At 71.5% G+C, this 23,767-nt stretch carries 28 protein-coding genes and 1 tRNA gene; 17 read left to right on the plus strand and 12 right to left on the minus strand.

What is annotated here, in order from left to right:
- Positions 1-64: 64 nt before the first annotated feature.
- From I4Q55_RS50205 to I4Q55_RS23285, 7 genes are all read left to right on the plus strand, one after another.
- Positions 65-607, plus strand: a complete 543-nt coding sequence (locus I4Q55_RS50205; RefSeq protein WP_206790487.1) for a TetR/AcrR family transcriptional regulator — start codon at positions 65-67, stop codon at positions 605-607.
- A 224-nt stretch (positions 608-831) separates the two neighbouring features.
- A complete protein-coding gene (locus I4Q55_RS23260) occupies positions 832-1,737 on the plus strand; it encodes a LysR family transcriptional regulator (RefSeq protein ID WP_206790488.1) in 906 nt (301 codons plus the stop codon).
- A gap of 116 nt (positions 1,738-1,853) precedes the next feature.
- A complete protein-coding gene (locus I4Q55_RS23265; RefSeq protein WP_206790489.1) occupies positions 1,854-2,990 on the plus strand; it encodes a CaiB/BaiF CoA-transferase family protein in 1,137 nt (378 codons plus the stop codon).
- A 14-nt stretch (positions 2,991-3,004) separates the two neighbouring features.
- Positions 3,005-3,748: a crotonase/enoyl-CoA hydratase family protein gene (locus tag I4Q55_RS23270; protein ID WP_206790490.1), complete on the plus strand. Its 744-nt coding sequence runs from the start codon at positions 3,005-3,007 to the stop codon at positions 3,746-3,748.
- Positions 3,745-4,491, plus strand: a complete 747-nt coding sequence (locus tag I4Q55_RS23275) for an acetoacetate decarboxylase (RefSeq protein ID WP_206790492.1) — start codon at positions 3,745-3,747, stop codon at positions 4,489-4,491. The genes I4Q55_RS23270 and I4Q55_RS23275 overlap by 4 nt, the downstream gene beginning before the upstream one ends.
- Positions 4,488-5,396, plus strand: coding sequence for a 3-hydroxyacyl-CoA dehydrogenase NAD-binding domain-containing protein (locus tag I4Q55_RS23280; RefSeq protein WP_206790494.1), 909 nt, complete (start codon positions 4,488-4,490; stop codon positions 5,394-5,396). Before I4Q55_RS23275 ends, I4Q55_RS23280 begins: the two co-directional genes overlap by 4 nt.
- 1 nt (position 5,397) lies before the next feature.
- Positions 5,398-6,594, plus strand: a complete 1,197-nt coding sequence (locus tag I4Q55_RS23285; protein WP_206790497.1) for an acyl-CoA dehydrogenase family protein — start codon at positions 5,398-5,400, stop codon at positions 6,592-6,594.
- 9 nt (positions 6,595-6,603) lie between these two features.
- On the opposite strand, the gene I4Q55_RS23290 is transcribed toward I4Q55_RS23285, so the two are convergent.
- Entirely contained in the window at positions 6,604-7,809 is a 1,206-nt protein-coding gene (locus tag I4Q55_RS23290; protein WP_206790499.1) for an LCP family protein, read from the minus strand.
- Positions 7,810-8,015: 206 nt separating this feature from the next.
- Positions 8,016-8,759 carry an SDR family NAD(P)-dependent oxidoreductase gene (locus tag I4Q55_RS23295; RefSeq protein ID WP_206790500.1) on the minus strand — a complete coding sequence of 248 codons (744 nt, stop codon included), beginning with the start codon at positions 8,757-8,759 and terminating at the stop codon, positions 8,016-8,018.
- Between the two features lie 104 nt (positions 8,760-8,863).
- Between I4Q55_RS23295 and I4Q55_RS23300 the strand changes: the two genes are divergently transcribed.
- Entirely contained in the window at positions 8,864-9,877 is a 1,014-nt protein-coding gene (locus I4Q55_RS23300; RefSeq protein ID WP_206790501.1) for an RNA polymerase subunit sigma-70, read from the plus strand.
- Between the two features lie 139 nt (positions 9,878-10,016).
- Here I4Q55_RS23300 and I4Q55_RS23305 read toward each other — a convergent pair whose 3' ends face one another.
- A complete protein-coding gene (locus I4Q55_RS23305; protein ID WP_206790502.1) occupies positions 10,017-10,280 on the minus strand; it encodes a WhiB family transcriptional regulator in 264 nt (87 codons plus the stop codon).
- 660 nt (positions 10,281-10,940) lie between these two features.
- On the opposite strand from I4Q55_RS23305, the gene I4Q55_RS50615 reads away from it, so the two are divergent.
- Together I4Q55_RS50615 and shbA are read left to right on the plus strand one after the other, a co-directional pair.
- Positions 10,941-11,429 carry an RNA polymerase sigma factor gene (locus I4Q55_RS50615; RefSeq protein WP_206790503.1) on the plus strand — a complete coding sequence of 163 codons (489 nt, stop codon included), beginning with the start codon at positions 10,941-10,943 and terminating at the stop codon, positions 11,427-11,429.
- A 146-nt stretch (positions 11,430-11,575) separates the two neighbouring features.
- The gene (gene shbA / locus I4Q55_RS23315; RefSeq protein ID WP_307793287.1) at positions 11,576-12,172 is read left to right on the plus strand and encodes an RNA polymerase sigma factor ShbA; all 597 of its coding nucleotides are present in this window, start codon (positions 11,576-11,578) and stop codon (positions 12,170-12,172) included.
- 13 nt (positions 12,173-12,185) lie between these two features.
- On the opposite strand, the gene I4Q55_RS23320 is transcribed toward shbA, so the two are convergent.
- Complete coding sequence (locus I4Q55_RS23320) at positions 12,186-13,019, minus strand: LysR substrate-binding domain-containing protein (protein WP_206790504.1); 834 nt, start codon at positions 13,017-13,019, stop codon at positions 12,186-12,188.
- Between the two features lie 96 nt (positions 13,020-13,115).
- Here I4Q55_RS23320 and I4Q55_RS23325 point away from each other — a divergent pair, with 96 nt between their 5' ends.
- Positions 13,116-14,090, plus strand: a complete 975-nt coding sequence (locus I4Q55_RS23325) for a bile acid:sodium symporter family protein (protein WP_206790505.1) — start codon at positions 13,116-13,118, stop codon at positions 14,088-14,090.
- 23 nt (positions 14,091-14,113) lie between these two features.
- Here the strand turns inward: I4Q55_RS23325 and I4Q55_RS23330 are convergent, their stop codons facing one another.
- Positions 14,114-15,121: a teichoic acid biosynthesis protein C gene (locus I4Q55_RS23330; RefSeq protein WP_206790506.1), complete on the minus strand. Its 1,008-nt coding sequence runs from the start codon at positions 15,119-15,121 to the stop codon at positions 14,114-14,116.
- A gap of 133 nt (positions 15,122-15,254) precedes the next feature.
- On the opposite strand from I4Q55_RS23330, the gene I4Q55_RS23335 reads away from it, so the two are divergent.
- The gene (locus tag I4Q55_RS23335; protein WP_206790508.1) at positions 15,255-15,770 is read left to right on the plus strand and encodes a hypothetical protein; all 516 of its coding nucleotides are present in this window, start codon (positions 15,255-15,257) and stop codon (positions 15,768-15,770) included.
- Between the two features lie 41 nt (positions 15,771-15,811).
- On the opposite strand, the gene I4Q55_RS23340 is transcribed toward I4Q55_RS23335, so the two are convergent.
- A complete protein-coding gene (locus tag I4Q55_RS23340) occupies positions 15,812-16,081 on the minus strand; it encodes a hypothetical protein (RefSeq protein WP_206790510.1) in 270 nt (89 codons plus the stop codon).
- 182 nt (positions 16,082-16,263) lie between these two features.
- Here I4Q55_RS23340 and I4Q55_RS23345 point away from each other — a divergent pair.
- A tRNA-Ile gene (locus I4Q55_RS23345) sits at positions 16,264-16,340 on the plus strand.
- A 24-nt stretch (positions 16,341-16,364) separates the two neighbouring features.
- On the opposite strand, the gene I4Q55_RS23350 is transcribed toward I4Q55_RS23345, so the two are convergent.
- The 3 genes from I4Q55_RS23350 to I4Q55_RS23360 are packed head-to-tail and all read right to left on the minus strand — an operon-like array spanning position 16,365 to position 18,765.
- On the minus strand, positions 16,365-16,964 hold the full coding sequence (locus I4Q55_RS23350) for a dihydrofolate reductase family protein (RefSeq protein ID WP_206790512.1): 600 nt from the start codon (positions 16,962-16,964) through the stop codon (positions 16,365-16,367).
- Between the two features lie 4 nt (positions 16,965-16,968).
- On the minus strand, positions 16,969-17,760 hold the full coding sequence (locus I4Q55_RS23355) for a metalloregulator ArsR/SmtB family transcription factor (RefSeq protein WP_206790514.1): 792 nt from the start codon (positions 17,758-17,760) through the stop codon (positions 16,969-16,971).
- A 33-nt stretch (positions 17,761-17,793) separates the two neighbouring features.
- Complete coding sequence (locus tag I4Q55_RS23360) at positions 17,794-18,765, minus strand: hypothetical protein (RefSeq protein WP_206790516.1); 972 nt, start codon at positions 18,763-18,765, stop codon at positions 17,794-17,796.
- A 174-nt stretch (positions 18,766-18,939) separates the two neighbouring features.
- Between I4Q55_RS23360 and I4Q55_RS23365 the strand changes: the two genes are divergently transcribed.
- A complete protein-coding gene (locus I4Q55_RS23365) occupies positions 18,940-19,893 on the plus strand; it encodes a hypothetical protein (RefSeq protein ID WP_206790518.1) in 954 nt (317 codons plus the stop codon).
- 143 nt (positions 19,894-20,036) lie between these two features.
- On the opposite strand, the gene I4Q55_RS23370 is transcribed toward I4Q55_RS23365, so the two are convergent.
- Complete coding sequence (locus I4Q55_RS23370; RefSeq protein ID WP_206790519.1) at positions 20,037-20,204, minus strand: hypothetical protein; 168 nt, start codon at positions 20,202-20,204, stop codon at positions 20,037-20,039.
- Positions 20,205-20,253: 49 nt separating this feature from the next.
- Positions 20,254-20,769: a hypothetical protein gene (locus tag I4Q55_RS23375; protein WP_206790520.1), complete on the minus strand. Its 516-nt coding sequence runs from the start codon at positions 20,767-20,769 to the stop codon at positions 20,254-20,256.
- A gap of 202 nt (positions 20,770-20,971) precedes the next feature.
- Between I4Q55_RS23375 and I4Q55_RS23380 the strand changes: the two genes are divergently transcribed.
- Positions 20,972-21,253, plus strand: coding sequence for an isoamylase (locus I4Q55_RS23380; protein ID WP_206790521.1), 282 nt, complete (start codon positions 20,972-20,974; stop codon positions 21,251-21,253).
- A gap of 4 nt (positions 21,254-21,257) precedes the next feature.
- Here I4Q55_RS23380 and I4Q55_RS23385 read toward each other — a convergent pair whose 3' ends face one another.
- Complete coding sequence (locus tag I4Q55_RS23385; protein WP_206790522.1) at positions 21,258-21,968, minus strand: LysR substrate-binding domain-containing protein; 711 nt, start codon at positions 21,966-21,968, stop codon at positions 21,258-21,260.
- A gap of 42 nt (positions 21,969-22,010) precedes the next feature.
- Between I4Q55_RS23385 and I4Q55_RS23390 the strand changes: the two genes are divergently transcribed.
- Positions 22,011-22,379 carry a DUF5997 family protein gene (locus tag I4Q55_RS23390; RefSeq protein WP_206790523.1) on the plus strand — a complete coding sequence of 123 codons (369 nt, stop codon included), beginning with the start codon at positions 22,011-22,013 and terminating at the stop codon, positions 22,377-22,379.
- Positions 22,376-23,575, plus strand: a complete 1,200-nt coding sequence (locus I4Q55_RS23395; protein ID WP_206790543.1) for a kynureninase — start codon at positions 22,376-22,378, stop codon at positions 23,573-23,575. Before I4Q55_RS23390 ends, I4Q55_RS23395 begins: the two co-directional genes overlap by 4 nt.
- Positions 23,576-23,767: the final 192 nt, after the last annotated feature.

Raw genomic sequence — 23,767 nt, forward strand, 5'->3', positions numbered from 1 at the left:
GGAGTTCCCCGGTTAGTGTGCCGGTAGGCTAACCGGGGAACTCCCCACTTGGCAAGGAGCACCGATGCCCGCACGAGCCCGCCGGTCCGACGCCCGGGACAACCGCGCGCTCCTGCTGGCGGCGGCCCAGGCGGTGTTCGCCGAGGACGGCCCGGACGCCCCGCTCGATCGCATCGCCCGGCGCGCGGGCATCGGCAACGCGACGATGTACCGCCACTTCCCCACTCGCCGCGAGCTGCTCATCGCGGTGTACGCGAGCGAAGTCGCTTCGCTGACTTCGGAGGCGCGTCTCGACGCGGCCGACGCGGGCGCGGCACTGTTCGCGTGGCTCGCGATGTTCGTGGAGCACGTCCGGACCAAGCGCGACCTCGCGTTGTCCCTGACCACCCCGGCCGGCGACCACGAGACGCTGTTCGCCCAGTGGCACACCACGGTGAACACCACCGCGGCCGCCCTCGTCGCCCGCGCGAAGGCCGCCGGCGCGATCGCCCCGGACACCGACCCCCTGGACCTGCTCCTGCTCGCGACGGGCGTCGCCCTCGCCAACGCCCCGGCCCGCACCCCCCACCTCCTGAACCTGGTCCGCCGAGCCGTGTCGACCCCCTGATCACGAGTGATGCCCCGCCAATCACACGTGATGCCCCTCCAGACACGCGAGATGCCCGCCCGATCACACGAGTCGCCCCTCCGGGCACGCAGGTCCGCCAACCCGGTTGCCGGGACTCGCGTGATCCGGGAGGCATCTCGCGTGATTGCGGAGGCATCACTCGTGATTGGCGGGGCATCACTCGTGATTGGAGGGGCATCACGGTGGGTCGTTAGGGTCGGGGTATGGAGATGCTGCACCTGCGCTACTTCGTCGCGGTCGCCGAGGAACTGAACTTCTCCGCGGCCGCGCGGAAGCTGCACATGGCCGCGTCGCCGCTCAGCCAGCGGATCAAGGACCTCGAACACGAACTCGGGCAGCAGCTGTTCGACCGGAGCACCCACCACGTCACCCTCACCGATGCCGGAGCCGCGCTCCTTCCGCTCGCGCGGGACGTGCTCGAGCAGGTCAGTGCCATTCCGTGGAAGCTCAAAGAGGCCACGAAGCCGCAGCGCAGCACCGTCTTCCTCGGCATGCCCGCCGGCGTGCACCCCGATCTGCGGGACCGCGTCAACGCGCTCGCCGAACGCGTCCGGGACAGCTACGAGCTCAAACGGTGGCCCGGCACCACCGCCGACCTCGTGCAGGGCGTGCACGACGGCAAGCTCGCCCTCACCCTCGCGCGGCTGCCCGTCACCGATCCCGCGCTGGAGCAGCTGCCCGTGATGACCGAACGGCTCGGCGCCGTCGTCCCGGCCGACCTCTTCGCCGGGCGGGACTCCGTCAGCCTCGCCGAACTGGCCGATTTCCCGTACGTCGCCTCGCCGGAGGAAATCACGCCCGCCTATTTCGACCAGCTCGACCACCAATTGAACGAGCTCGGCGTCAAAAAGCGCATCCGGCTGACCAACACCGGCTACGGCGGGACGTCGGAAATCATCTCCAGCGGCGAAGCGTTCTCCATTTCCATGCTCGACGCCAGGAGCCCGATGCACGGCTACCGGCTTGACAACGTCATCGTGCTGCCGTTCACCGATTTCCGCCCCCAGCTGGACACCGGCCTGCTCTGGCGGCGCGACCGCACCGACGGTGACCTGCGCGACCTCGTCAATGCCGCAAAAGGGATATTCGCGGAACCCCTCAGCAGCTGAAAATGGTATGACCACCGTGGTCATACCATTGTGCGCATCATGATCATTCCCTTTCCCGCCGACCGCGCCTACGTTCGTAAGTAGAGCAAGACACCAAGGCGCGAAAGGACGGAAAGATGACGACCGGACCTCTGGACGGCGTGCGCGTGATCGACCTCTCGACCGTGGTCATGGGCCCGTACGCGGCGCAGATCCTCGGCGACCTGGGCGCCGACGTGATCAAGATCGAGTCCCCCGCGGACACCGTGCGGGTGGGCGAGTACCGCACCACGCCGGGCATGACCGCGCTGAACCTCAACGTCAACCGCAACAAGCGCAGCGTGGCCCTCAACCTCAAGGACGACGCCGAGCGCGAGCAGGCCCTCAAGCTGATCGACACCGCCGACGTGCTGATCACCAACATGCGCCCCGGCGCGCTGGCCCGCCTCGGCCTGAACTACGACGACGTCGCCGAGCGCAACCCCCGCCTGGTCTACGCCCACGCGCAGGGCTTCCGCAGCGACTCCGACCGCGCCGGCAACGCCGCCTACGACGAGACCGTGCAGGCCTCCTCCGGCCTGGTCGACGTGGCCAACCGCGCCCTGGGCGAGCCGGTCTACCTGCCGACGATCATCGGCGACAAGGTGTCGTCGCTGACCATCGCCTACAGCGTGCTCGCCGCGCTGGTCCACCGGGACAAGACCGGCGAGGGCCAGCAGATCGAGATCCCGATGACCGACACGCTCATCGCGTTCAACCTGGTCGAACACCTCGCCGGGCACACCTACGAGCCGGCCGAAGGCCCCACCGGGTTCGCGTTGTCGATGACGAAGGGCCACGCCGCGGTCCGCACCAAGGACGGCCTCGCCTGCGTCATCCCCTACAACCCGCAGAACTTCCGCGACTTCTTCGCCGCTGCCGAGCGCCCCGACCTCGCCGAGGACCCGCGCGTGAACGGCGACGCGATCAACCGCGCCGACAACGAGTGGCTGAGCGAGCAGATCGCGGCCTGCGCCCCGGCGCTGACCACCGAAGAGTGGGCCGAGGTGTGCGCCAAGCACAGCATCCCGATGGCCCCGGTCCTGGAACTGGACAAGGCCCACGAGGACCCGTACGTCCGCGACGGCCACCTGCTCGACACCGTCGAGCACCCGAGCGAGGGCACCATCCGCACGGTCGGCATCCCGGTGAAGTTCTCCGCGACGCCCGGCTCGATCCGCCGCCTGGCCCCGCTGGCCGGCCAGGACACCGCCGAAGTCCTCGCGGAACTCTGAAAGAAGACAGTGTCATGAGTGAAGTACGCACCGAACGGATCGGCAGCACCCTGCTGATCACGATCGACCGGCCCCAGGCCCGCAACGCGGTCAACGCCGCCGTCGCGACCCAGCTGGCCGCCGCCCTCGACGAACTCGAGAGCGACCCCACCCTCCGGGCGGGCGTCCTGACCGGCGCCGAGAACACCTTCAGCGCCGGCATGGACCTCAAGGCCGCGCTCAAGGGCGAGTCCCCGGAGATCCCGGGCCGCGGCTTCGGCGGCCTGACCGAAGCCGAGCTGGCCAAGCCGCTGATCGCCGCCGTCGAAGGGTTCGCGATGGGTGGCGGGTTCGAACTCGCGCTGGGCTGCGACCTGATCGTCGCCAGTGAACACAGCCGCCTCGGCCTCCCCGAAGTCAAGCGCGGCCTGATCGCCGCGGGCGGCGGCGTGATCCGGCTGCCGAAGCGGATCCCGCACCACCTCGCGATGGAGTTCCTGCTCACCGGCGAGCCCGTCACCGGCCGCCGCGCCGGCGAGCTGGGCCTGGTCAACCGCGTGACGCCGAACGGTGACGCCGCCGCGGTCGCGCTCCAGCTCGCCGAGAAGCTGGCGGAGAACGCGCCGCTCGCACTGGCCGCCGTCAAGAAGATCGTGCGTGCCGCCGATCCCGCGGCCGCGCAGCGCGAGGAACTCAAGAAGCTGAAGCAGTCCAAGGACGTCCGCGAGGGCATGACCGCCTTCGCCGAGCGCCGCACTCCGAAGTGGACAGGCGAATGAAGATCGAAGAAGTCCGGCGGCACGTGACGACCCCGCTGACCGCCCCCGCGTTCGCGCCCGTGGTCCCGCGGTTCACGAACCGCGAGTACCTCAACATCGTCTACCGCACCGACACCGACGCCCTGCGTGCGGTCGTCCCGGAGCCGCTGCGGGTCGAGGAACCGCTGGTGCGCTTCGAGGTCATGAAGATGGGCGACGTCTCCGGCTACGGCCCGTACACCGAGTCCGGCCAGGCGATCGAAGTCAGCTTCGACGGTGAGCGCGGCGAGTACCTGCACGCGATGTACCTCGACAACTTCCCGGCGACCGCGTCCGGCCGCGAGGTCAGCGCGTACCCGAAGACCGCCGGCACCCCGGGTCTCTATGTCGACAACGGCGTTCTCGTCGGCACGCTGGACTACGGAACGCTGCGGGTGGCCACCGCGACCATGGGCTACAAGCACCACGAACTGGACACCCGCGAGGCCGAGCGCCAGATCACCGTCCCGACGTTCATGCTCAAGACGATCCCCGGCTACGACGGCGCCCCGCGCGTCCAGGAACTGGTCCGCACCGAGATCACCGACGTCGTGGTCAAGGAGGCCTACACCGGCCCCGCGCGGCTGCAGCTGTTCCAGCACGTCCTGGCTCCACTGGCCGACCTGCCGGTACTGGAGGTCGTCTCCGCGAGCCACATCCTCACCGACCTGACACTGGCCCCGGTCAAGCCGGTCTTCGACTACCTGAAGGGAGCCCAGGCATGAAGAACGCCGCAGTCATCGGCGCCGGCACCATCGGCCTGTCCTGGACGGCGCTGTTCGCCCACCACGGCCTGACCGTCCGGGTCACCGACCCCCGCCCCGACCTCGCCGAGGCCGTCGAAACCGCCCTGGCCCAGTTCGCCCCGCACCTCGGCACGACCGCCGCCGAGCTGGCGAGCCGCGTGCGGATCGCCGCCGACGTCACCGAAGCCGTGCGGGACGCGGATGTCGTGCAGGAGAACGGCCCCGAGAACGTCGAGTTCAAAAAGGACCTGTTCGAGCAGCTCGTCGAGGAAGCACCGGAACACGCGCTGCTCCTGAGCTCGTCGAGCGCCATCCCCTCGACGGCGTTCACCAGCGAGCTGGGAGACGCCTCCAGGGTCCTCATCGGACACCCGTTCAATCCGCCGCACCTGATCCCGCTGGTCGAGGTCGTCCCCGGCGAGCGCACCAGCGACGAGTCCGTGCGGCAGGCCGTCGGCTTCTACACCTTCCTCGGCCGCACGCCGGTCGTGGAGCGCAAGGAGATCCCCGGGTTCGTCGGCAACCGGCTGCAGAACGCGCTCGGCCGCGAGGCGATCTACCTCGTCGAGCAGGGCGTGGTGACACCCGAAGACCTCGACAAGGTGATCACCAATTCGCTCGGCATCCGCTGGGCCACGGTCGGGCCGTTCCTCGGCTCGCACCTCGGCGGTGGCCCCGGTGGCTACCGGCACATGGCCGAGCACATCGGCAAGTCCATGAAGCAGATGTGGGCCGGGCTGGGCAACCCCAGCCAGAGCCCCGAAGAGCAGGAACAGCTCATCGAAGCTGTCGAAAAGGCTTACGGCTCCTCCACGTACTCGGAACTCGCCGAGACGCGCGACCGCAAGCAGCTCGCCGTCCTGTCCGCATTGGAGGAGAACTGACATGAACATGGAAGCACTCGAAGGCCAGCTGACCGCCGACTTCTACAACTACGAGACACTGCTGAGCGACGACGAGCGCAAGCTGCTGGTCAAGGCCCGCGACTTCATGCGCACCGACGTCAAGCCGCTGGTGAACGAGAACTGGGAAGCCGGCACCTTCCCGAAGGAGCTCATCGGCCTCTTCCGCGAGTCCGGTCTCGCGGGCCTGCCCTACGAGGGCTACGGCGAGCACAAGGCGGGCGTCAGCAACCTCCTCACCGGCATGATGGCGATGGAGATGAGCCGCACGGACGCCTCGGTGGCGACGTTCTTCGGTGTCCACAACGGACTCGCGATGTACTCGATCTACAGCGGTGGCAGCCAGGAGCAACGTGACCGCTGGCTGCCCGAGATGGCCGCGATGGACAAGATCGGCGCGTTCGCGATGACCGAGCCGCTCGGTGGCTCCGACGTCGCCGGTGGCATGCGCACCACCGCGCAGCGTGACGGCGACAGCTGGGTCCTCAACGGCGCCAAGAAGTGGATCGGCAACGCGACCTTCGCCGACTACGTCGTCGTGTGGGCGCGTGACCTCGACGACAACCACGTCAAGGGCTTCGTCGTCGAGAAGGGCACGCCGGGCTTCGTGGCGGAGAAGATCCAGGGCAAGACGGCCTTCCGGATCGTCGAAAACGCCGAAATCACCCTGACCGACGTCCGAGTGCCGGAAGAAAACCGCCTGCAGGGCATCAACTCCTTCCGCGACGTCGCCGAGATCCTGCGCGCCACCCGCGGCGGCGTGGCCTGGCAGGCACTGGGCGTGATGGTCGGCGCCTACGAGCTCGCACTCGGCTACGCCAAGGAGCGCACGCAGTTCGGCCGGCCGATCGCCCGCTTCCAGCTGGTGCAGGACCTGCTCGTGAAGAGCCTCGGCAACATCACCGCCTCCTGGGGCATGCTGGTCCAGCTCGCCCGCCTGCAGGACGCGGGGATCTTCCAGGACGAGCACTCGTCGCTGGCCAAGGCGTTCGTCACCGCGCGGATGCGCGAGGTCGTCGCCTGGAGCCGGGAGATCTTCGGCGGCAACGGGATCGTCCTCGAGTACGACGTCGCGCGGTTCTTCGCCGACGCCGAAGCGATCTACTCCTTCGAGGGCACGCGCGAGATGAACACCCTGATCGTCGGCAAGGCGATCACCGGGCAGAGCGCCTTCGTGTGAGGTGAGGCGCTAGTTCACGCAGCCGGCGGCCGTACTGGTCGCCGGCTGTTTCGTGTTCGACGAAGGACCCGGCGCATTCGTGCCGGTGGCCGCCACCGGCTTCACGCCGCCGGTCGTGTCGTCGCCCGAGGCCTGGACCGCCGCCGAGTTGATCGCCGTGCGGACGAACTGCTGGACCTGCGCCGGATCGACCTTCACCGCGTCGCCGTCGGACGGCGTCGGCAGGGACAGGCTCTGCACCGGGATGGTGACGAACGCGATCGCACCCGAGCTCATCCCCCGCAGCTGCTGGGCGAAGCTCAGGATGTCCCAGCCCTTGTCGAGCACGACCGAGCCCTGCACCGCGTTGACCAGCGAGCTCAGCTTCGACGGGTCGGTGAACGTGCCCGCGCTCAGCACCTTCTTCGCCATCCCGGACAGGAACGCCTGCTGCCGCGCGATGCGGTCGAGGTCGCTGGGCAGTCCGTGGCGCTGCCGGACGAACGCGAGCGCCTGCGCCCCGGACAGCGTCTGCGGGCCGGCCGCGAAGTTCGCGCCGGAGTACTTGTCCTGCACCGGCGCCTTGAGGCAGACCTCGACGCCGCCGACGGCCTGCGAGAGCGCGTCGAAGCCCGCGAGGTTGATCGCCGCGTAGTGGTTGATGGTCAGCCCGGTGAACTTCTCGACCGTCTGGATCGCGGTCTTCGCGCCCGCCTCGTTCGCCGCCACCTCAAGCTGCGCGCCGGAAAGCCCCTGGGCGCGCAAACCGGACATCGCGGCGCTCTTGCCGCGGCTGTAGGCAGAGTTGATCTTGTGCTTGCCGTAGCCGCCCGCGATGTCCACATAGGAGTCGCGCGGGATCGAGATCGCGGTGGCCGCGGCGCCGCCCGCCGGGATGTGGACCACGATCATCGTGTCGGTGGTGTCGCCGCCGTCGTCGCCGCCCCCGGCGTGGAGGGCGTCGAGCACGTTCTGCGGCAACGGGTTGCCGTACGTGTCGGTGCGCGCGTCGATCCCGACGAGCAGGATGTTCTGGGCGACCTGCAGCGGCTCGCCGGGCGGGGTGTCCTCGGTGTCGATCTGCGCGGCCGGCGGGATGACGTCGGCGGTGACGAGGCCGGCGTCCAGGGTGTTCAGCTGCGTCCACAGGTAGCCGGTGGCGCCGAGCACCACCGTCGAGACGACGCCGAGCGCGACCCGGCCGCCGATGCGGCTCCCCCGCGACGACAACAACACGACGTTCCCCTTGCTTCCCTGTGTTTCCCCTCCTTCGAGGATCACCGGGTTTGCTGGGAATCAGCTGAGAAAGTTGTCGGAAACTCGTGACGCTGCCCGATCGGCCGAGCGGATTCCGGCCCATCGGCCGATTTCTGCCACGCACCGTAGGGACGTGCGTACACCGGAGTGCTGTGGCACCGGCCACAGCGGAGGACACTATCGCGTCACCGCGGCAATTTGCGCCAGATCGCGCGCGGCAGAAGGCGCATCGCGAAGAAGACCGGACGGAGCATTCCGGGCACCCAGACGACGCCACGCCCGCGGCGCAGCGCCGCGACCGTCGCCTCCGCCACCTGGTCCGGCGTGCTGGAGAACGGCGCCGGCGTCATGCCTTCGGTCATCCGGCCGATCACGAAACCGGGGCGGACGAGCAGCAGCTGGACGCCGGAGCCGTGCAGGGCGTCGGCGAGACCGCTCGCGAAGCCGTCGAGGCCGGCCTTCGCCGAGCCGTAGACGTAGTTCGCGCGGCGCACGCGCACCCCGGCCACCGAGGAGAACACGACGAGCCGGCCGTGGCCCTGGGCGCGCAGCAGGTTCGCGGCGTGGGTCAGCACGCCGACCTGGGCGACGTAGTCGGTGTGCACGATCGCGGCGGCGTGGGCGGCGTCCTGTTCCGCGCGGGCCTGGTCGCCGAGGATGCCGAAGGCGAGCACGACGGTTTCGAGCGGCCCGTGCTCGGCCGCGACCTTGTCCAGGAACGGGCCGTGCGCGGCGAGGTCGTCGGCGTCGAACTCGGCGGTTTCCACCGTCTCCGCGCCGGCCTCGCGCAGCGCGGCGACCGCCCCGGCCAGGTCCGCGCCCGGCCGCGCGGCCAGCACGAACCGCCGGACATCCCCGCTGACCAGGCGTTTCGCCACGGCCAGGCCGATTTCGCTGCGTCCGCCCAGTACCAGCACCGTTCCGCTCATAACCGTCTCCTTTCGGGGGTTCCGGGTGGCGGAGCCCCCGGCCCGGGGCGGAGCCCCGGTTTCAACACAGCAGTCTTCCAGCCCGGGTGCGCTAGCGTTCTCGGGTGGGTCAGGACTTCGAGACGCTCGTCGAACGGCACCGCCGGGAAATCCAGGTGCACTGCTACCGGATGCTGGGGTCGCTCGCCGACGCCGAAGACCTCACGCAGGAGACGTTCCTGCGCGCGTGGAAGGGCCGCGACGGGTTCGAGGGCCGGGCGAGCGTGCGCACCTGGCTGTACCGGATCGCGACGAACGCCTGCCTCGACGTCCTCGCCCGCCGTCCGCGGCGGGTGCTGCCCGACCAGCTCGGCCCGGCCGGGGAGCCGGTGGGCCCGATCGAGGCCGCCGACCTGCCGTGGCTGGAGCCGTACCCGGACCGGCTGCTCGACGGCGCGGCCCCGGACGACGCCGTGATCGAGCGGGAGACCATCGAGCTGGCCTACCTCGCCGCCGTCCAGTACCTGCCGCCGCGCCAGCGGGCGGCGCTGATCCTGCGGGACGTGCTCGGCTGGTCGGCGAAGGAGACGGCGGCGCTGCTGGAGACGAGCGTGGCGTCGGCGAACAGCGCGCTCCAGCGGGCGCGCGCGACGTTGCGTGAGCGGTTGCCCGCGCGGCGTACAGAGTGGACGGTCGGCGAGCCGACGGCCGAAGAAGCGGCGCTGCTCAAGCGGTTCATCGCCGCGTACGAAGCCGGCGATCCGGCCGCGGTCGCCCGCCTGCTGCACGAGGACGCCCAGGCGATCATGCCGCCGTACACGCTGTGGTTCGGCAACCGCGCGTCGATCGCCCAGGCGCTGTCGCTCTCACTGGACCCGGCGTCGCCGGACTGCGCCGGGCGGTTCCGGATGCTGCCGGTGCGCGCCAACCGCCAGCCCGCGGTGGCCGCTTACCTGCGGCGCCCGGAAGAGCACGATTACCGGTGGTTCGGGGTCACCCTCCTCACGGTCGAGGACGGTGCGATCACGGCGATGGCCGCGTTCGAGTCGGCCTCGGCGGCGGCGTTCGGGCTGCCGGAGACGTGGCCGGGTGCGCACGATGACCACGGGCCGGCGGAAAAGACGCCAAGCGGCGCATAGCCATCGCACGCGGAAAAAAGCCCGGGTGGGTGATTCGGAGGGAATCACCCACCCGGGCGCGCACACGACCGGAATCGCATTTCTTCCGGATTCAGTGGTTGTGCTCGAGGCCGCCGGGAAGAGGTCACCGGCCGGGCCGTCAGGCCACTCGGTGCCGCTGCGGTGCGGTGCGCACCAGCCGGCGACGTTCGTCCGCGGTGGTGCCGCCGAAGACGCCGTGGTCGAGGCCGTTGTCGAGCGCGTAGCCGAGGCATTCGGCGCGCACGGGGCAGCGCGCGCACACGGCCTTCGCCGTCGCCGTCTGCCGGGCGCCGGGGCCGACCTCGGAGATCGGGAAGAACAGTTCCGGGTCCTCGTCCTTACAGGCCGCGAGTTCCGCCCAGCCCGTCATCGTGGCTTCCATTTCCTTCGTTCACCTCCTTCTCTTACTGCTTCCCATTGTTGGGGCGCGTCAACCGACTTAACTTCGGCAGACGCGCGAGCGCATCCGCCTGGGTCAAGGGGGTTTTGGCTTCGGTCCCCGGCTCACCCTCCGGGCAACCAAGACTGCAACACATGAGAGTACGCCCTTCTTCCCGGGATCTCGATGTCGATCACGTCACCCGATCGGCGAAGTCCGCGCCCCGCGGCCACCCGCCCGGGTGACCGCGCGACAGCGCCGGATCGCCTCAGCGCGCGGGTCTTTGCCGCACCCCGCAAGGCTTTCCACCCCAGGCGCGGCCGAAACACCGCCGCGGCGGCCGGGTGCCACCGGCCCTCGGCCGCACCGCCGCCCGCCCGACGCCGCCGTGTCCGGAATCCGCCGTTCGCGGACCCGCGGGCCGTCGATCGCCGGCCCGCTCGCCGCCGGCCGGTCGCGCGGCCTCCGGGAGCGGGCGCTCGATGGTGTCTCGGGGCGTCATCGGAAGAGGGGTACCCGGCTTTTCCGCGACCATTCGTCACGAGCCGTCACCAACGCAACGCGGTCCATTACTTCTCTCGGGCAGTCTTGATCGAATCGTTACACGTAGCGGTCACCTCAGCGCACCTGTCCTTGTGAGGGCGAGGGGATGGTGAGGGGTCCGTGGGTGGTCACGACGAGTTCGACGCGTTCTTCCGCGCCGACTTCCCGGCCCTCGTGGCGTTCCTCTGCAAGGCCGGGTTCGAGGTCGAGACCGCGCGCGACGTCGCCGCCGAGGCGATGCTGCACGCGCTGGAGGCGTGGCCGACCGCCGAGGACCCGCGTGCCTGGGTGCGCCGGGTGGCCGGCCGGCTGCTCGACGCCGCGGGCGACGCGCGGGCGGACTGGAACCTGGCCGGCGACCCCCGGGACGACGAGGAGCTCGCCGGGCTGGTCGAGCAGCACGCGGGGCTCATCGACCTGCTCGCCACCCTCCCGGGCAAGCAGCGGATGGTCCTGGCGTGGTCGCTCGACGGGTTCACGCCCACCCAGATCGCGGAGGCGCTCCGGATCGCCCCCGCGACCGTTCGTTCCACCCTCCGCCACGTGCGGGAACGCCTCAGGCGACTCCGGGCCGCACGGCCCGGTGACCAGCGGGACAGGGAAAGGTGAGCGAAATGCCGGCAACCGAGTACGGGGATCGGGCGATCACCGAGCAGCTGCGGGAGTCCAGCGCCGCCCTGCACGACTCGCTGCGCGCCGGGCTCGACGTGGAGGGCACGCTGCTGCGCGTCCGCAGCCGCGCGCTCGTCCGGGAGATCGCCGCCGCGCAGCCACCCGAAGCGTTCCCCGCCCACTGGCGGCGCCACGACGAGCCGGTGGCGGCGGCGATCGCCGGGGACGACGCGGCGACGGCCCGGCTGCTCGCCACCATCCGGCCCCTGGTGGTGCGCTACTGCCGGGCCCGCGTCGGACGGCACGAGCGTTCGTTCGCCTCGGCGGACGACGTGGCCCAGGAGGTGTGCCTCGCGGTGCTCACGGCGTTGCCGTCGTACCACGACCAGGGGCGGCCGTTCCTGGCGTTCGTCTACGGGATCGCCCAGCACAAGGTGGCCGACGCCCACCGCGCCGCGGCCCGCAACCGGACCGACCCGGTGTCCGAGGTCCCGGACAGCGTCAGCGAGACGGCGGGGCCGGAGCAGCGGGCGTTGCGGTTCGAGCTGAACGAGCGCCTGGCCCGGTTGCTGGACGTGCTGCCGCCGAAGCAGCGGGAGATCGTCGTGCTGCGGGTGGTGGTCGGGCTGTCGGCGGAGGAGACGGCCGCGGCGGTGGGGTCGACGCCGGGGGCGGTGCGGGTGGCCCAGCACCGCGCGCTCGGCCGCCTGCGCCGGCTGCTCACCGGCGAGGACGGCTGACCACTGACGGCGCCTACCGCCGGACCCGCTCCAGGACGAACTCCGCCAGGGCCGCCGAGGGGCCCTCCATCGACTCCCGCGCCAGCAGCATGAACTCGATGTCGCCCGGTTCGGGCAGGCCCTCGAGCTCGGTCAGGCCGGCCGGGATCAGGCTGCGGGCGTGCAGGGTGACGCCCAGGCCGGCCGCCGCCGCGGCGCGCAGGCCCGTCAGGCTCGACGTCTGGCAGGCCGCACGCCACTCCAGGCCCGCGCGCTCCAGGACCTCCACCGCCAGCTGCCGCGTGATCGACGGCATCGGGTACTGCACCAGCGGCACCGGCCGGCCCGGCTCCAGCACCGTGGCCGCCGACCCGATCCAGACCAGCGGCTCCCGCCAGAGCAGCCGGCCGTGGTGCGCGCCCGGACGGCGCTTGCCCAGCACCAGGTCCAGCTGCCCGGCACGCAGCCGCTGCGCCAGGACGTCCGACAGCTCGACGGTCAGCTCGACGTCCACCAGCGGGTGACTGCGGCGCAGCCGGTGCAGGATCTCCGGCAGCTCGCCCAGCGCGAAGTCCTCCGAGACGCCGAAGCGCACGCGGCCGCGCAGTTCGGCGCCGCGGAAGTGCCGCTCCGCGCGCTCTTCGGTGTCGACGACCGTCTGGGCGAACCCGAGCATCGCCTGCCCGCGCGGGGTGAGTTCCACCGTGTGGGTGTCGCGGGCGAACAGCAGGCCACCGGAATCGCGTTCGAGCCGTCGCACGTGCTGGCTGACGGTCGGCTGGCCGACGCCGAGCCGCCGCGCGGCCGCGGTGAAGCTGCGCGTCTCGGCGACGGCGAGGAACGTCCGGCACAGGCGGGGGTCCAGCACGGGGGCAGCTTATCGCGATTCGCGATGACAGTCAGTCCAGTCATCGGGGTTCACAATGAGCGCGGGGTCGCCGAGAATTGCCACGAAAGGAGATCCATGTCCCGCTTACGCCTCGACCCGTTCGTCCTCGCGATCCTCGCCACCGTCGGCGTCGCCACCCTGCTGCCCGCCTCGGGCGCGGTGGCCGGCGGCTTCGGCGTCGCCACCACGATCGCCGTCGGCCTGCTGTTCTTCCTGTACGGCGCCCGCCTGTCCACGCAGGAGGCCCTCGAAGGGCTGCGGCACTGGCGGCTGCACGCGGTGGTGCTCGCGGCGACGTTCGTCCTGTTCCCGCTGCTCGGCCTGGCGTTCTTCATGCTGCCGACGTCGGTGCTGCCGGCCCAACTGGCCGCGGGGGTGCTGTTCCTGGCCGTGCTGCCCTCGACGGTGCAGTCGTCGATCGCGTTCACGTCCATTGCCCGCGGCAACGTCGCGGCGGCGATCTGCAGCGCGTCACTGTCCAATCTGGCCGGTATCGTGCTCACCCCGCTGCTGGTGGCGCTGCTGCTGGCCGGGGACGGCGCCGGCGTCGACGGTTCGGCCGTGCTCGGGATCGTGCTGCAGCTGCTCGCGCCGTTCGTGGCCGGCCAGGTGGCGCGCCGCTGGATCGGCGGCTGGATCAGCCGCCATTCCGCACCGCTGAAACTGGTCGACCGCGGTTCGATCCTCCTGGTGGTGTACACGGCGTTCAGCGCGGGCATGACGGAGGGCATCTGGCACCGGCTCGACCTGGGGCACCTCCTGGTGCTGGGCGTGGTGTGCAGCATGCTGCTCGCGGCGGTGCTGGCCGCGACCGGCTGGGGCGCCCGGCTGCTGGGGTTCGCGCGGGCGGACCGGATCACGATCGTGTTCTGCGGGTCGAAGAAGAGCCTGGCCAGCGGCCTGCCGATGGCGACGGTGCTGTTCGGGCACGCGCAGGTGGGGTTGATCGTGCTGCCGCTGATGCTGTTCCACCAGATCCAGCTGATCGTCTGCGCCACCCTGGCGCGGCGGTACGCCGCCGAGGACGAGCGGGAACTGGTGCCGGCCTGACTGTCTACTTGGGACTCCCCGGCTCAGCCCACCAGGACGTTCTTGTAGAAGAGGTTGGCGTACCGGTTGACGTTGTCCATGCTGCTGCGTGAGCCGAAGCCGAGGAACAGGCGGGTCTCGCCGCCGGCGGTGCGGTAGATCGCCAGGCCCTCCGGCTCGCGGAAGACGAGCGTCGAGCCGGCCCGGGTGATGTCCCGGGCCACCACCTTGCCGGTGTTCATGTCGATGCGCGTCACGTAGGAGTCGATGCCGGCCGGGTCGGCGTGCCCGGAACCGTCCAATGTGTACAGACTGCTGCCGAGGATGGTGTAACCCTGGAAGACGACGCTCGCCGTACTGAGCGCGGGTTGCGGGAAGCGCACCAGCGGCTTGGAGAAGTCACCGGCGGCGGCGCTCGCGAGCGGGAACACGCTGTACCACATCCGGCCGCCTTCGCTGCGGCGCACGGCGATCCGCTGGTAGACGGGGTCGGTCGCACAGGTGATCGTCTTGCTGCCGGTGAGGAACTTCTTCATCGACGGCGTACCGCCGTTGACGAACTTGAAGCGCGCCAGCGCGGTACCGCGGGCGTCGGTGGCCGTGCCGTCGGCGTCGCACTCCATCCAGATGTAGGACGCCGTGCCGACCGGTTCGACCCCGATCGAGACGCCGTGCCCGGCGTGGGGCACGTGCGTCGAGCCGAGCAGCTCGCCGCTGAAGCTGACTTGGTTGACGCAGAGGTCGTCACCAGACGTGCCGTTCTGCAACTGGACGACGAAGAGGCGCCGGTTCACGTTGTCGAAGGCGAACCCCTGCATGACGTGGTGCGATTCGTGCAGCATCTTGCTGCGGAACAGGTCCGAGGACGACTGGGTGATATCGATGTAGGGCGACGCCGGAATGCCTTCGCCCTCGACGGCCGCGGCGGTCCCGGCGGTCCCGGTGAGCAGGGCACCGGCCCCGAGCGCGGCGGCGGTCGCGGCTCCCGCGCGGAGCAGCGAGCGCCGGGAAAGCGCTCTCGAAGTGATGCACTGAACGGGATTCCGCGACACGGCTCGCCTCCTGGTTCGAACGACGGCGAGAGCGTCCATCGGCGGCGTACAGAGGCCGTACAAAGCCGGATGTACGAGTAACGGCGCAGGCCGGCGAAGCGACTCTGGGGCCACATCGACCAGGGGAGGTTTCATGGGGATCCAGGCACGCACCGCGCTCGCCGCACTGGCCGGCGCCGCGGTGGTCACGGCAGGCGCGGTGATCTTCGCGGGCGCTTCGGCCGCGGTCGGCCCGTCACCGGACCCGATCGTCCAAGCGGCGCAGGCGACCTGCGTGACCGACGGCGGCGGCTTCTGCACCGTGACGCACGGCCTCGGCAAGCTGCCGGAGGCGATCGTGGTGTCGGCGAACACGCCGAACCCGTACAACGGGTTCATGCTCAACACGGTGCAGGGGTCCTTCACCGCGACCACGTTCCAGGTGCGGGCGATGTTCTCGCAGACCACGCCGAAGACGTATGGCCAGATCTGGTTCAGCTACGCGGCCTACGCCGCACCGGCGCCACCGACCACGCCGACGATGACCATCACGCCGCCTTCAAGCACCTTCCCCACGCCGACGCCGACGCCGACGACACCGCCACCCACCACATCCGCCGACCCGACTCCCACGTTCGCCACAACCGCCCCCAGCGGCGGCGGCAGTTAAGCGGAATCCGTGGCTTTCGCCCTGCCCGCCAAGGGTTTCCGTCACCGCGGGCGGGGCGAAGGTTTCTTTCCCAGCTCTTCCGCGAAAATGGTTTCGATGCGCGAACCCGCGCGGCGCAAGGCCCGCGCGGCAGTGCGGATCAGGTAGCCGGCCGCGAACACGAGCAGCAGCGTCACGCCGATGATCCCCGGGTTCGCCACGACGACCTCCCGGTACTCGTGCGCGAGGTAGCCCAGGCCCGCCCCCGCGGTGAACGCGTTCAGCAACGCCAGCCGGGTTGCCCGGGAACGGGACGAGGTGGCAGAGGCCATTTTTTCCTCCCGCCGTTCCGGTCAGCGGTGACGCCCTTGCAACCTAGACGAGCGTGCGCCGGTCGGTGGCCACTTCAACCTGTTTGGCCTACCGGATCTGCCCGGATGGCCGCTGTGATAACTTGAAGCAAACCGAGCGTTCTGTGCACATGCAAACCTCGTGTGACTTGTGCCGGGCCCAGGGGGCGGTAGCTCAGTTGGTTAGAGCAGGGGACTCATAATCCCTTGGCCGCGGGTTCGAGCCCCGCCCGCCCCACCATTCGTCGCCGGACGAAACGTCCGGTCAGCGCACGCGGTCGTAGACCATCGCCGTCTCCCCCAGTTCCCCGGTTTCGTGGCCGGTGAGCCGCCACTTCGAGGACGGCAGGCCGTCGTCGAACAGCCGGGGTCCGCCACCCGCGATCTCCGGGCAGGTCATCAGGTACAGGCGGTCCAGCAGATCCGCCGCGAGCAGCGGCTTGATGACGCTCGCGCTGCTGTTGACGAGGATGTCCCCGCCGTCCGCCGCCTTCAGCTCGGCGACGACGTCCGCGGCCGGCGCGTTCACCAGCCGGGTGCGTTCCCACGGCACCTCGGCCAGCGTCGTGGAGAAGACGACCTTTTCCGCGTCCACCAGCCATTGCGCGTAGCCGCGGTCCCGCGGGTCGGCGTTCTCGTCGGCGGCGACCGTGGGCCAGAACCCCAGGAAGCCCTCCGCGTTGCGCCGGCCGAGGACCGCGATGGTCGCGCCTTCCCAGATTCTCGTCAGGTGGCGCCGCGCGACTTCGGTGGTGGCGTACGGGAGGATCGCGCCCATGTCGGCGGGCCCGGCGGGGCCGTGGTAGCGCCCGTCGAGGGTGAGGCTCAGGTTCGCGGTCACCCGGCGGCCGGTCGGCTCGGTCATGCGTTCAGCCCTTTCGTTCGGAAAGCACGTCGGTGAGGTGGTCGAGCACCTGGCCCCAGCCGGTTTCGATGCCGGCGATGAAGGGGACCGCGTCGACGGTCGTCGCGGTGATGCGCAGATCCAGGCGCAGGCGGGTGCCGGCCGGGTCCGGGTCGAGCTCGAGGTCGTAGTGGCCGGTGAAGGACGCGGGGCCGGTCACCGCGAGGTCGAACCCGAGGCGGCCGGGCTCGTCGGCGACGCGCACCCGCCCTTCGGAGTGGTACTCGCCGTCGGCGTCGCGGTAGCCGAGCACGACCCGGCCACCCGGCCGGGGCTCGAGGACGCAGGCGGTGACCGTCAGCGACGGCGGAACCCACCAGGACGCCAGCAGGTCCGCGTCCGTCCAGTGCCGCCAGACGGCGTCGACCGGCGCGGGCAGCAGCCGCTCGAACGAGAACGTGCGCCCGTCCGCCCACCGGTCGGAGTCCGCCGCCGCCGCATCCGCCTCGATCGTCGCGCGGTACCGCGCGACGACGTCCCGCTCACCCGCGTGCGCCTCGGTGGCGTCGGCCAGCTCCCGCAGCCGTCCCGCGAGCGCCGCCAGGGGTTCGGCTTCGAGGGCGTGGACGCGGCGCCGGCCCAGCGGGAAGACGGTGACCAGACCCGCGCGGGCGAGGGTCTGGAGGTGCTTGGTGGTCTGCGGCTGCCGCAGCCCGGTCAGCTCGGCCAGCTCCCCGACCGAGCGGGGGCGCTCGGCGAGCAGTTCGACGATGCGCCACCGGGCGGCGTCTCCCAGCGCTGCGGCGGTCCGGTCCATGAGGACTAGTATTCACACAGGAGAATATTCACGTCAAGGAATATCTTGTCCGGGGAGCCAGCGCAGCCCGTGGGCGTACCCGAGCTGCGGCGCGGCGAACTCCTGCGCCACCTCGCACGCACCGTCGAGCGGCAGCGCGTCGCCCGGCTGGGGCGGGTCGGCGAGCACCGACGGCGGGACGCGGTCCAGCCGCCACACCACCCGGGGCGGCCGCTGCGGGTCGAAGCGGACGCGGACGTCGAACGACTCGCACGTCACCAGCGGCACGAACACGTACGACGGCCGGATCGGCAGGCCGTCGCGGATGCGGTACGCCAGCGAGTAGGTGTGGCTTTCGCCGCGGGACAGCGGGCGCGGCAGGTCGAGCAGCCAGCGGAAGTGCCGCTGGCCCTCCCGGGTGCCACCGGTGACCCGGACGCCGTGCCGGGCGTCCACGGTGACGTCGCGCTCGCCGTCGAGGCCGTCTTCGGTGCGGGGCACCGTGAACTGCGCGGAGATCCGGCCGAGGCCCTCGCGGGTCGCCACGATCAGCCGCTCCTCGGTGACCTCCGGCTCGGCGGTGTCGAGCCGGACGAGCACCTTCAGCCGCTTCACGAACCAGCCCTCGTCGGGGCCGGGCACGCCGTGGCCCGGCCGCGCGCCGGCCTCGATCTCCGCGGCGAGCCGGGCGAACGACCGGTCGACCCGCCGCCGGGCGGTGCGCTCGGAAATGCGCAACCGGTCGGCGAGGACGCCGATCCGCGCGCTGAGCAGGGCGTGCTGCGTGCCGGGGGCCATGCCCAGCGCGACGTTGACCGCCAGCCTGTCGTCGGCCGGGAATTCCGCGATCGCGGAAGAAATCGCCTCGCGCAGAACGCGCCGCGCTTCGCGGTCGCTCGTCGTCCGGTGGATTTCGCACCAGCCGGAAACGAGCGGCCCGAGCCGGCTGCGCAGCCGGTCGGCCTCCAACCCCCAGCCGCGCCGCAAAGTGGTGAGTTCCCGGAGCAGCCCGTCCTTGTGTGCCATGGGATTTCCATTGTGACACGCGCGGTTCGCGGCGATCGGCGGCACCGGCTGGGCCGATCAGGTGGTTCCGCGGTGGCCAGGCGTTGGCCAGTTTCCCGCGATTTCGGCCCGCGCGCGGCCTTTTCCCATTCTCCGGCTGCCCGACCATTTTCCCGTCGACATCGGGGAGGACGCTTGCTCGACACTACCCGCCCGGCCGACGTCGCCGGGGTGCGCCGGCTGGCCCGCGACGGCCTGCTCGCCGGCTCGGCGGCGGCCGCCCCGCCCCCGGCCCTCGCCCGGTTGCGCGGCGGCGTCTACTCGGTGGCCTGGCCGCTGGTCTTCACGCGGATCACCAAGCCGCAGGAACACCGGCGCCGGCACGCGGACTGCGCCCGCGGCCTCGAGTGGCTGCGGCCCGACTGCCTCGACCGCTTCCACGACGACGTCGAGGCCGTGGTCGAGCACGCCCTGCGACGCGCGACCGGCCCGATCGAGAACCTCGAGGGCTGGCTGACGACCCGCCTCAACCCGGCCACGGTCGACGCGCACCGGCGCCGCCGCGGCGAGATCGGGGCGTTGCAGCGGCCGCGCCTCCCGGCGTGGCTGGCCGAAGAGCTCGGTGGCGACCCGTGGCTGTGCGACCTCGCGGTGCAGATCCTGGTCTGGGTGGGCGTGCCGGCCACGGCGGGCGCCGAGCTGTGGCCCCTGGACGGCTGGGCGGCACGCCGCGCGGAGGTGACGGGCGAGCCGGTGGCCGGCCGCGACCCGCTCGACGACGACGTGGCCCGGGTGCTGGCGGCGATGCGCACCCGGCCGAAGTGGTACGCCGAGCACGTCGAGCGCCCGCTGGGGCACAAGCAGGCGCCGGTCGCCCCGATGCCGGCGGAGCTGCCGGCCCTGGAGCTGGTCGCTTCGCACGAGCTGGCGGACGCCCGGCTCGCGAGCCTGGCCGAGCAGGCACTGCGCGCGATCGAGACACGGCTGGACCGCGGCGAGGCGGCGGTGACGGCGGTGTCGACGGTGGTCAGGACGGTGTTCGGCGAGCACGCGCCCTCGGGTGGCGACGCCTGGGTGGCAGCGGCACTCGCGGACCGGACCCGGCTGGACGGGATCGTGGCGACGGTCCTGACGATCCTGGACCGCTGACCACCTCGCCCGAGCGCCCCAATGTGGCCTTCGGTGCGTTGAACGCACCGAAGGCCACATTGGGTGCGTTGGACGCACCGAAGGCCACCTTGGGTGCGTTGAACGCAACCAAGGCCACATTGGGGCGCTCGGTTTGGCGCCCGTCAGCCGTCCTCGAGAGAACGGCTGCGGGCCTCGAACAGGGCGGTCAGCACGTCGGGTGGGCAGCCCGCGGCCCGCGCCCGCCGGCCGGCCGCCGTCAGCTCGGCCAGCAGGAGGGCGCGGACCGCCGCGCGGGTCGCCTCCGGGAGTCTCGGCAACGGGTCGGTCACCCTCGACCTCCTCTCCCTGACACCAGACTTCCCCTGACGGACACGGCCGTCAGCGCCACCAGGGCGGCGGCGGCACCGGGAGCCGCAGGGGGCAGCCGGTGTGGCGGCCCGTCCAGCAGTCCGCCAGCCAGCGGGTCAGCGCCACCGGCCCGAGCAGGCTGTCCTCCCACACCGGCGTCAGCTCGCCCGCGCGGCGCAGCACCGCTTCCGCCGTGCCGCAGAAGGAAACCACCGCCGCGACCGCCGCGTCGGCGCGCTCCGCCGGCCAGGCGACCGCGGCTCCGGGCAGCCGGGCCGGAATGGCCAGGCCGGTGCCGACGGTGCAGTTGCGCGCCAGTTGCACGGCGAGATCGAACTCGACCGCTTCGGCGTGACGCTGCCTGGCCCGCCAGCGGGGCGAAGCCGCGGCGGCGTGCAGCCCGGCCAGCCGGGCGGCGGCCAACCCGTCCCACACCGTCAAGAGCACCGCTCGCGTGTCGGCCGGAGGGGCGTCGGCGAGCTCGTGGGTGACGGCGCTGAGCCAGGCACACGGGTCCTTGACTTGACGATCAGCGGCGACGGTCACGGCAGTCAGTTTCCCACCGCCCACGAGAAGCAACCCCGAGATGATCATGGTTTACCCGAGGACCACCCGGTCGGTGGCGAACCGTTGAGCGGCGCCGTAACCCAATCGGGCACAGGGCGTGACCAAATCGTCACAGCTGTGCGATCATGTCCGCGCTCAGCGCCGAGCACGTCCTCCGTAAACCCCCGCGAAAGGCCCCCGAGTGATCAAGATCAGCAAGAACCGGGCCGGCACCCAGCGCGTCACCTTCAGCCTGCCGATCGGCGCGCCGCCCGGGCGGGTGAGCGTCGTGGGCTCGTTCAACGACTGGACCCCCGGCCGCCACCACCTCACCCCGCGGTCGAACGGCCGCCGGTCGGCGTCGGTCGACGTCGCGCCGGGCACCGTCCTGCAGTTCCGCTACCTCGGCGAAAACGGCCACTGGTTCGACGACCCCGACCTGACCGACCGCGCCGACGGCAACTGCGTCTGCGCGACGTCGTAACCGCTCAACCCCGGCGGCGCCGCTTCCCCGGCGGCCCGCCGCCCCGCCGCGCCGGCTTCGCCGCGGCGGGCTTGCGTTCGGCGGGCTTGCGCTCCGGGCGCTTGCGCTCCGCCGGCGCCTGCTGCCGCCCGCGCGTGCTGTTCACCGTCCGGCCGCGGACGATCCCGATGAACTGCTCCATCAGGTCCGTCGTCTCCTCCTCCAGCCACGACAGCGCGACGCTCGACTGCGGCGCGTCCCCGACCGGCCGGTAGGTGAGGTCACGGCGGTGGTGCAGCCGGGCGAGCGACTGCGGGACGACGAGCACCCCGACCCCGGCCGCGACCAGCTCGATCGCGTCCGCCGTCGTCTCGGGCCGCGAAACCGCCGGGCGGCCGGGCAGCGCCGGCCACTCCAGCGTGTCGTCGAGCGGGTGCAGCACCACCTCGTCCGCCAGGTCCACGGTGGACACTTCGTCCGCCGCCGCGATCAGGTGGTCCTTGGGCACGACGACCACCGTCGTCTCGGTGTAGAGCGGGATCGCGTGCAGGCCGTCCCGGTCGATCGGCGACCGCAGCAGCGCCGCGTCGGCGTCCCGGGCGCGCAGCAGGCCCGCCGCGTCGGCGGCGGCGACCGGGACCAGGGTCAGCGGCACCTCCGGCACCCGCTCGCCCCAGGTCCGCGCCCACTTGGCGGGCGTCGCCCCCGGGACGTACGCGAGCTTGAAAGTGGTCACCGGGTCAGGTTACCGGGAGTGACGCTGGCTACCCTGGACGGCATGACGTCGCACAAGACCACCCAGACGATGAAGCCCGCGACGGCGGCGAAGAAGCTGGGTGTGTACCTCGAAGCCACCCCCGCGGAGTTCCGCGAGGGCGTCGTCACGCGCGACGAGCTCAACGCCCTGCAGGCCGACCCGCCGGAGTGGCTGCGCGAACTGCGCCGCACCGGCCCGCACCCGCGCCCGGTGGTCGCGGCGAAACTGGGCGTCTCCATCGGCGGCCTCACCCGCGGCGGCATCACCGAGCCGCTCACCACCGAGCAGATCGACGCGCTCAAGGCGGAAAGCCCCGACTGGCTGGTCCGGGAGCGCGCCACCCAGGCCGAGGTGCGCAAGGAAGCGGTACGGCTCAAGGAAAAGAGCTGAAGGCCGACCTCTCGGCCGAGGCCGCGGACCGCCTCGACGCCGAAGACGAGCTCGCCGCCTTCCGCGAGCGGTTCGTGCCGATCACCGATCCCGGCGTCGTCGCGTACCTCGACGGGAACTCGCTGGGCCGCCCGCTGCGGGCCACCGCCGAGCGGCTGCAGGAACTCGTCACGCACGAGTGGGGCTCACGGCTCATCCGGTCCTGGGAAGAACGCTGGCTCACGCTGCCCGAAGAAATCGGGGACGAGCTGGGCCGGGTCGCGCTCGGGGCCGCGGCCGGGCAGACCATCGTCGCCGACTCGACGTCCGTGTGCCTCTACAAGGCGCTCCGGGCCGCCGTCGCGCTGCGGCCCGGCCGCGACGAGATCGTCACCGACACCGCGAACTTCCCCACCGACCGGTTCCTCGTCGAGAGCGTCGCCGCCGAACTCGGGCTCACCGTCCGGTGGGTGGAGAACGACGACGTCGCCGCGGTCGCCGGTCCCCGGACCGCGGTGGTCACCCTGTCCCATGTGGACTACCGATCGGCGGCGATCACCGACCTGGCCGCCGTCACGCGGCTGGTGCACGAGCGCGGCGGCCTCGTCGTCTGGGACCTCTGCCACAGCGTCGGCTCGATCCCGGTCGAGCTGGACGAGGCCGAGGCCGACTTCGCCGTCGGCTGCACGTACAAGTTCCTCAACGCCGGCCCCGGCGCACCCGCGTTCCTCTACGTCAACGCGCGCCACCACGAGACGTTCGGCCAGCCCGTCACCGGCTGGATGGGCGCGGCCGACACCTTCGGCATGGCGGCGGAGTACGTGCCCGCGCCCGGCATCCGGCGGGCCTTGTCGGGCACGCCACCGGTGCTCGGCATGGTGGGCGTCCGGGAAGGCGTGGCGCTGCTGGCGGAAGCGGGCCTCGACCGCGTGCGCGCGAAGGCCGTCGCGCTGGGCCGCTGGGTGATCGCCCTGGCCGACGCGTGGCTCGTCCCGCTCGGGTTCACGGTGGCCTCACCGCGCGAAGACGACCGCCGCGGCGGCCACGTCACCCTCCGCCACCCGGACGCCGAACGGCTTTCGCGCGTCCTCATCGACCACGGCGTGCTCATCGACTTCCGCCGCCCCGACGGCATCCGCATCGGGCTGAGCCCGCTCACCACCGGCTTCGCTGAGGTCCGGCGGGCCATGGACCGCATCCGGCAGCTCGCCGGCTGATCTTGACCGGTCGGCGTTCACGGGCGGGTGCGGTGCGCACCCGGGCTGCGCTCCTTGTCGGAACAAGCGCCCCAATGAGGTTTTCTCAGTAGCGTCCGTGGTGTTCGTGGTGGGTGAGGACGAGGGCGGCTTGGACGATGTGGCCGATGCGGTGGGGGCAGAGGCTGATGTGGCGGAGTGCTCGCCAGCGGG

Origin of the sequence: Amycolatopsis sp. MtRt-6 (genome assembly GCF_017308975.1) — a bacterium.
In the GTDB taxonomy this organism is placed as follows: Bacteria; Actinomycetota; Actinomycetes; order Mycobacteriales; family Pseudonocardiaceae; genus Amycolatopsis.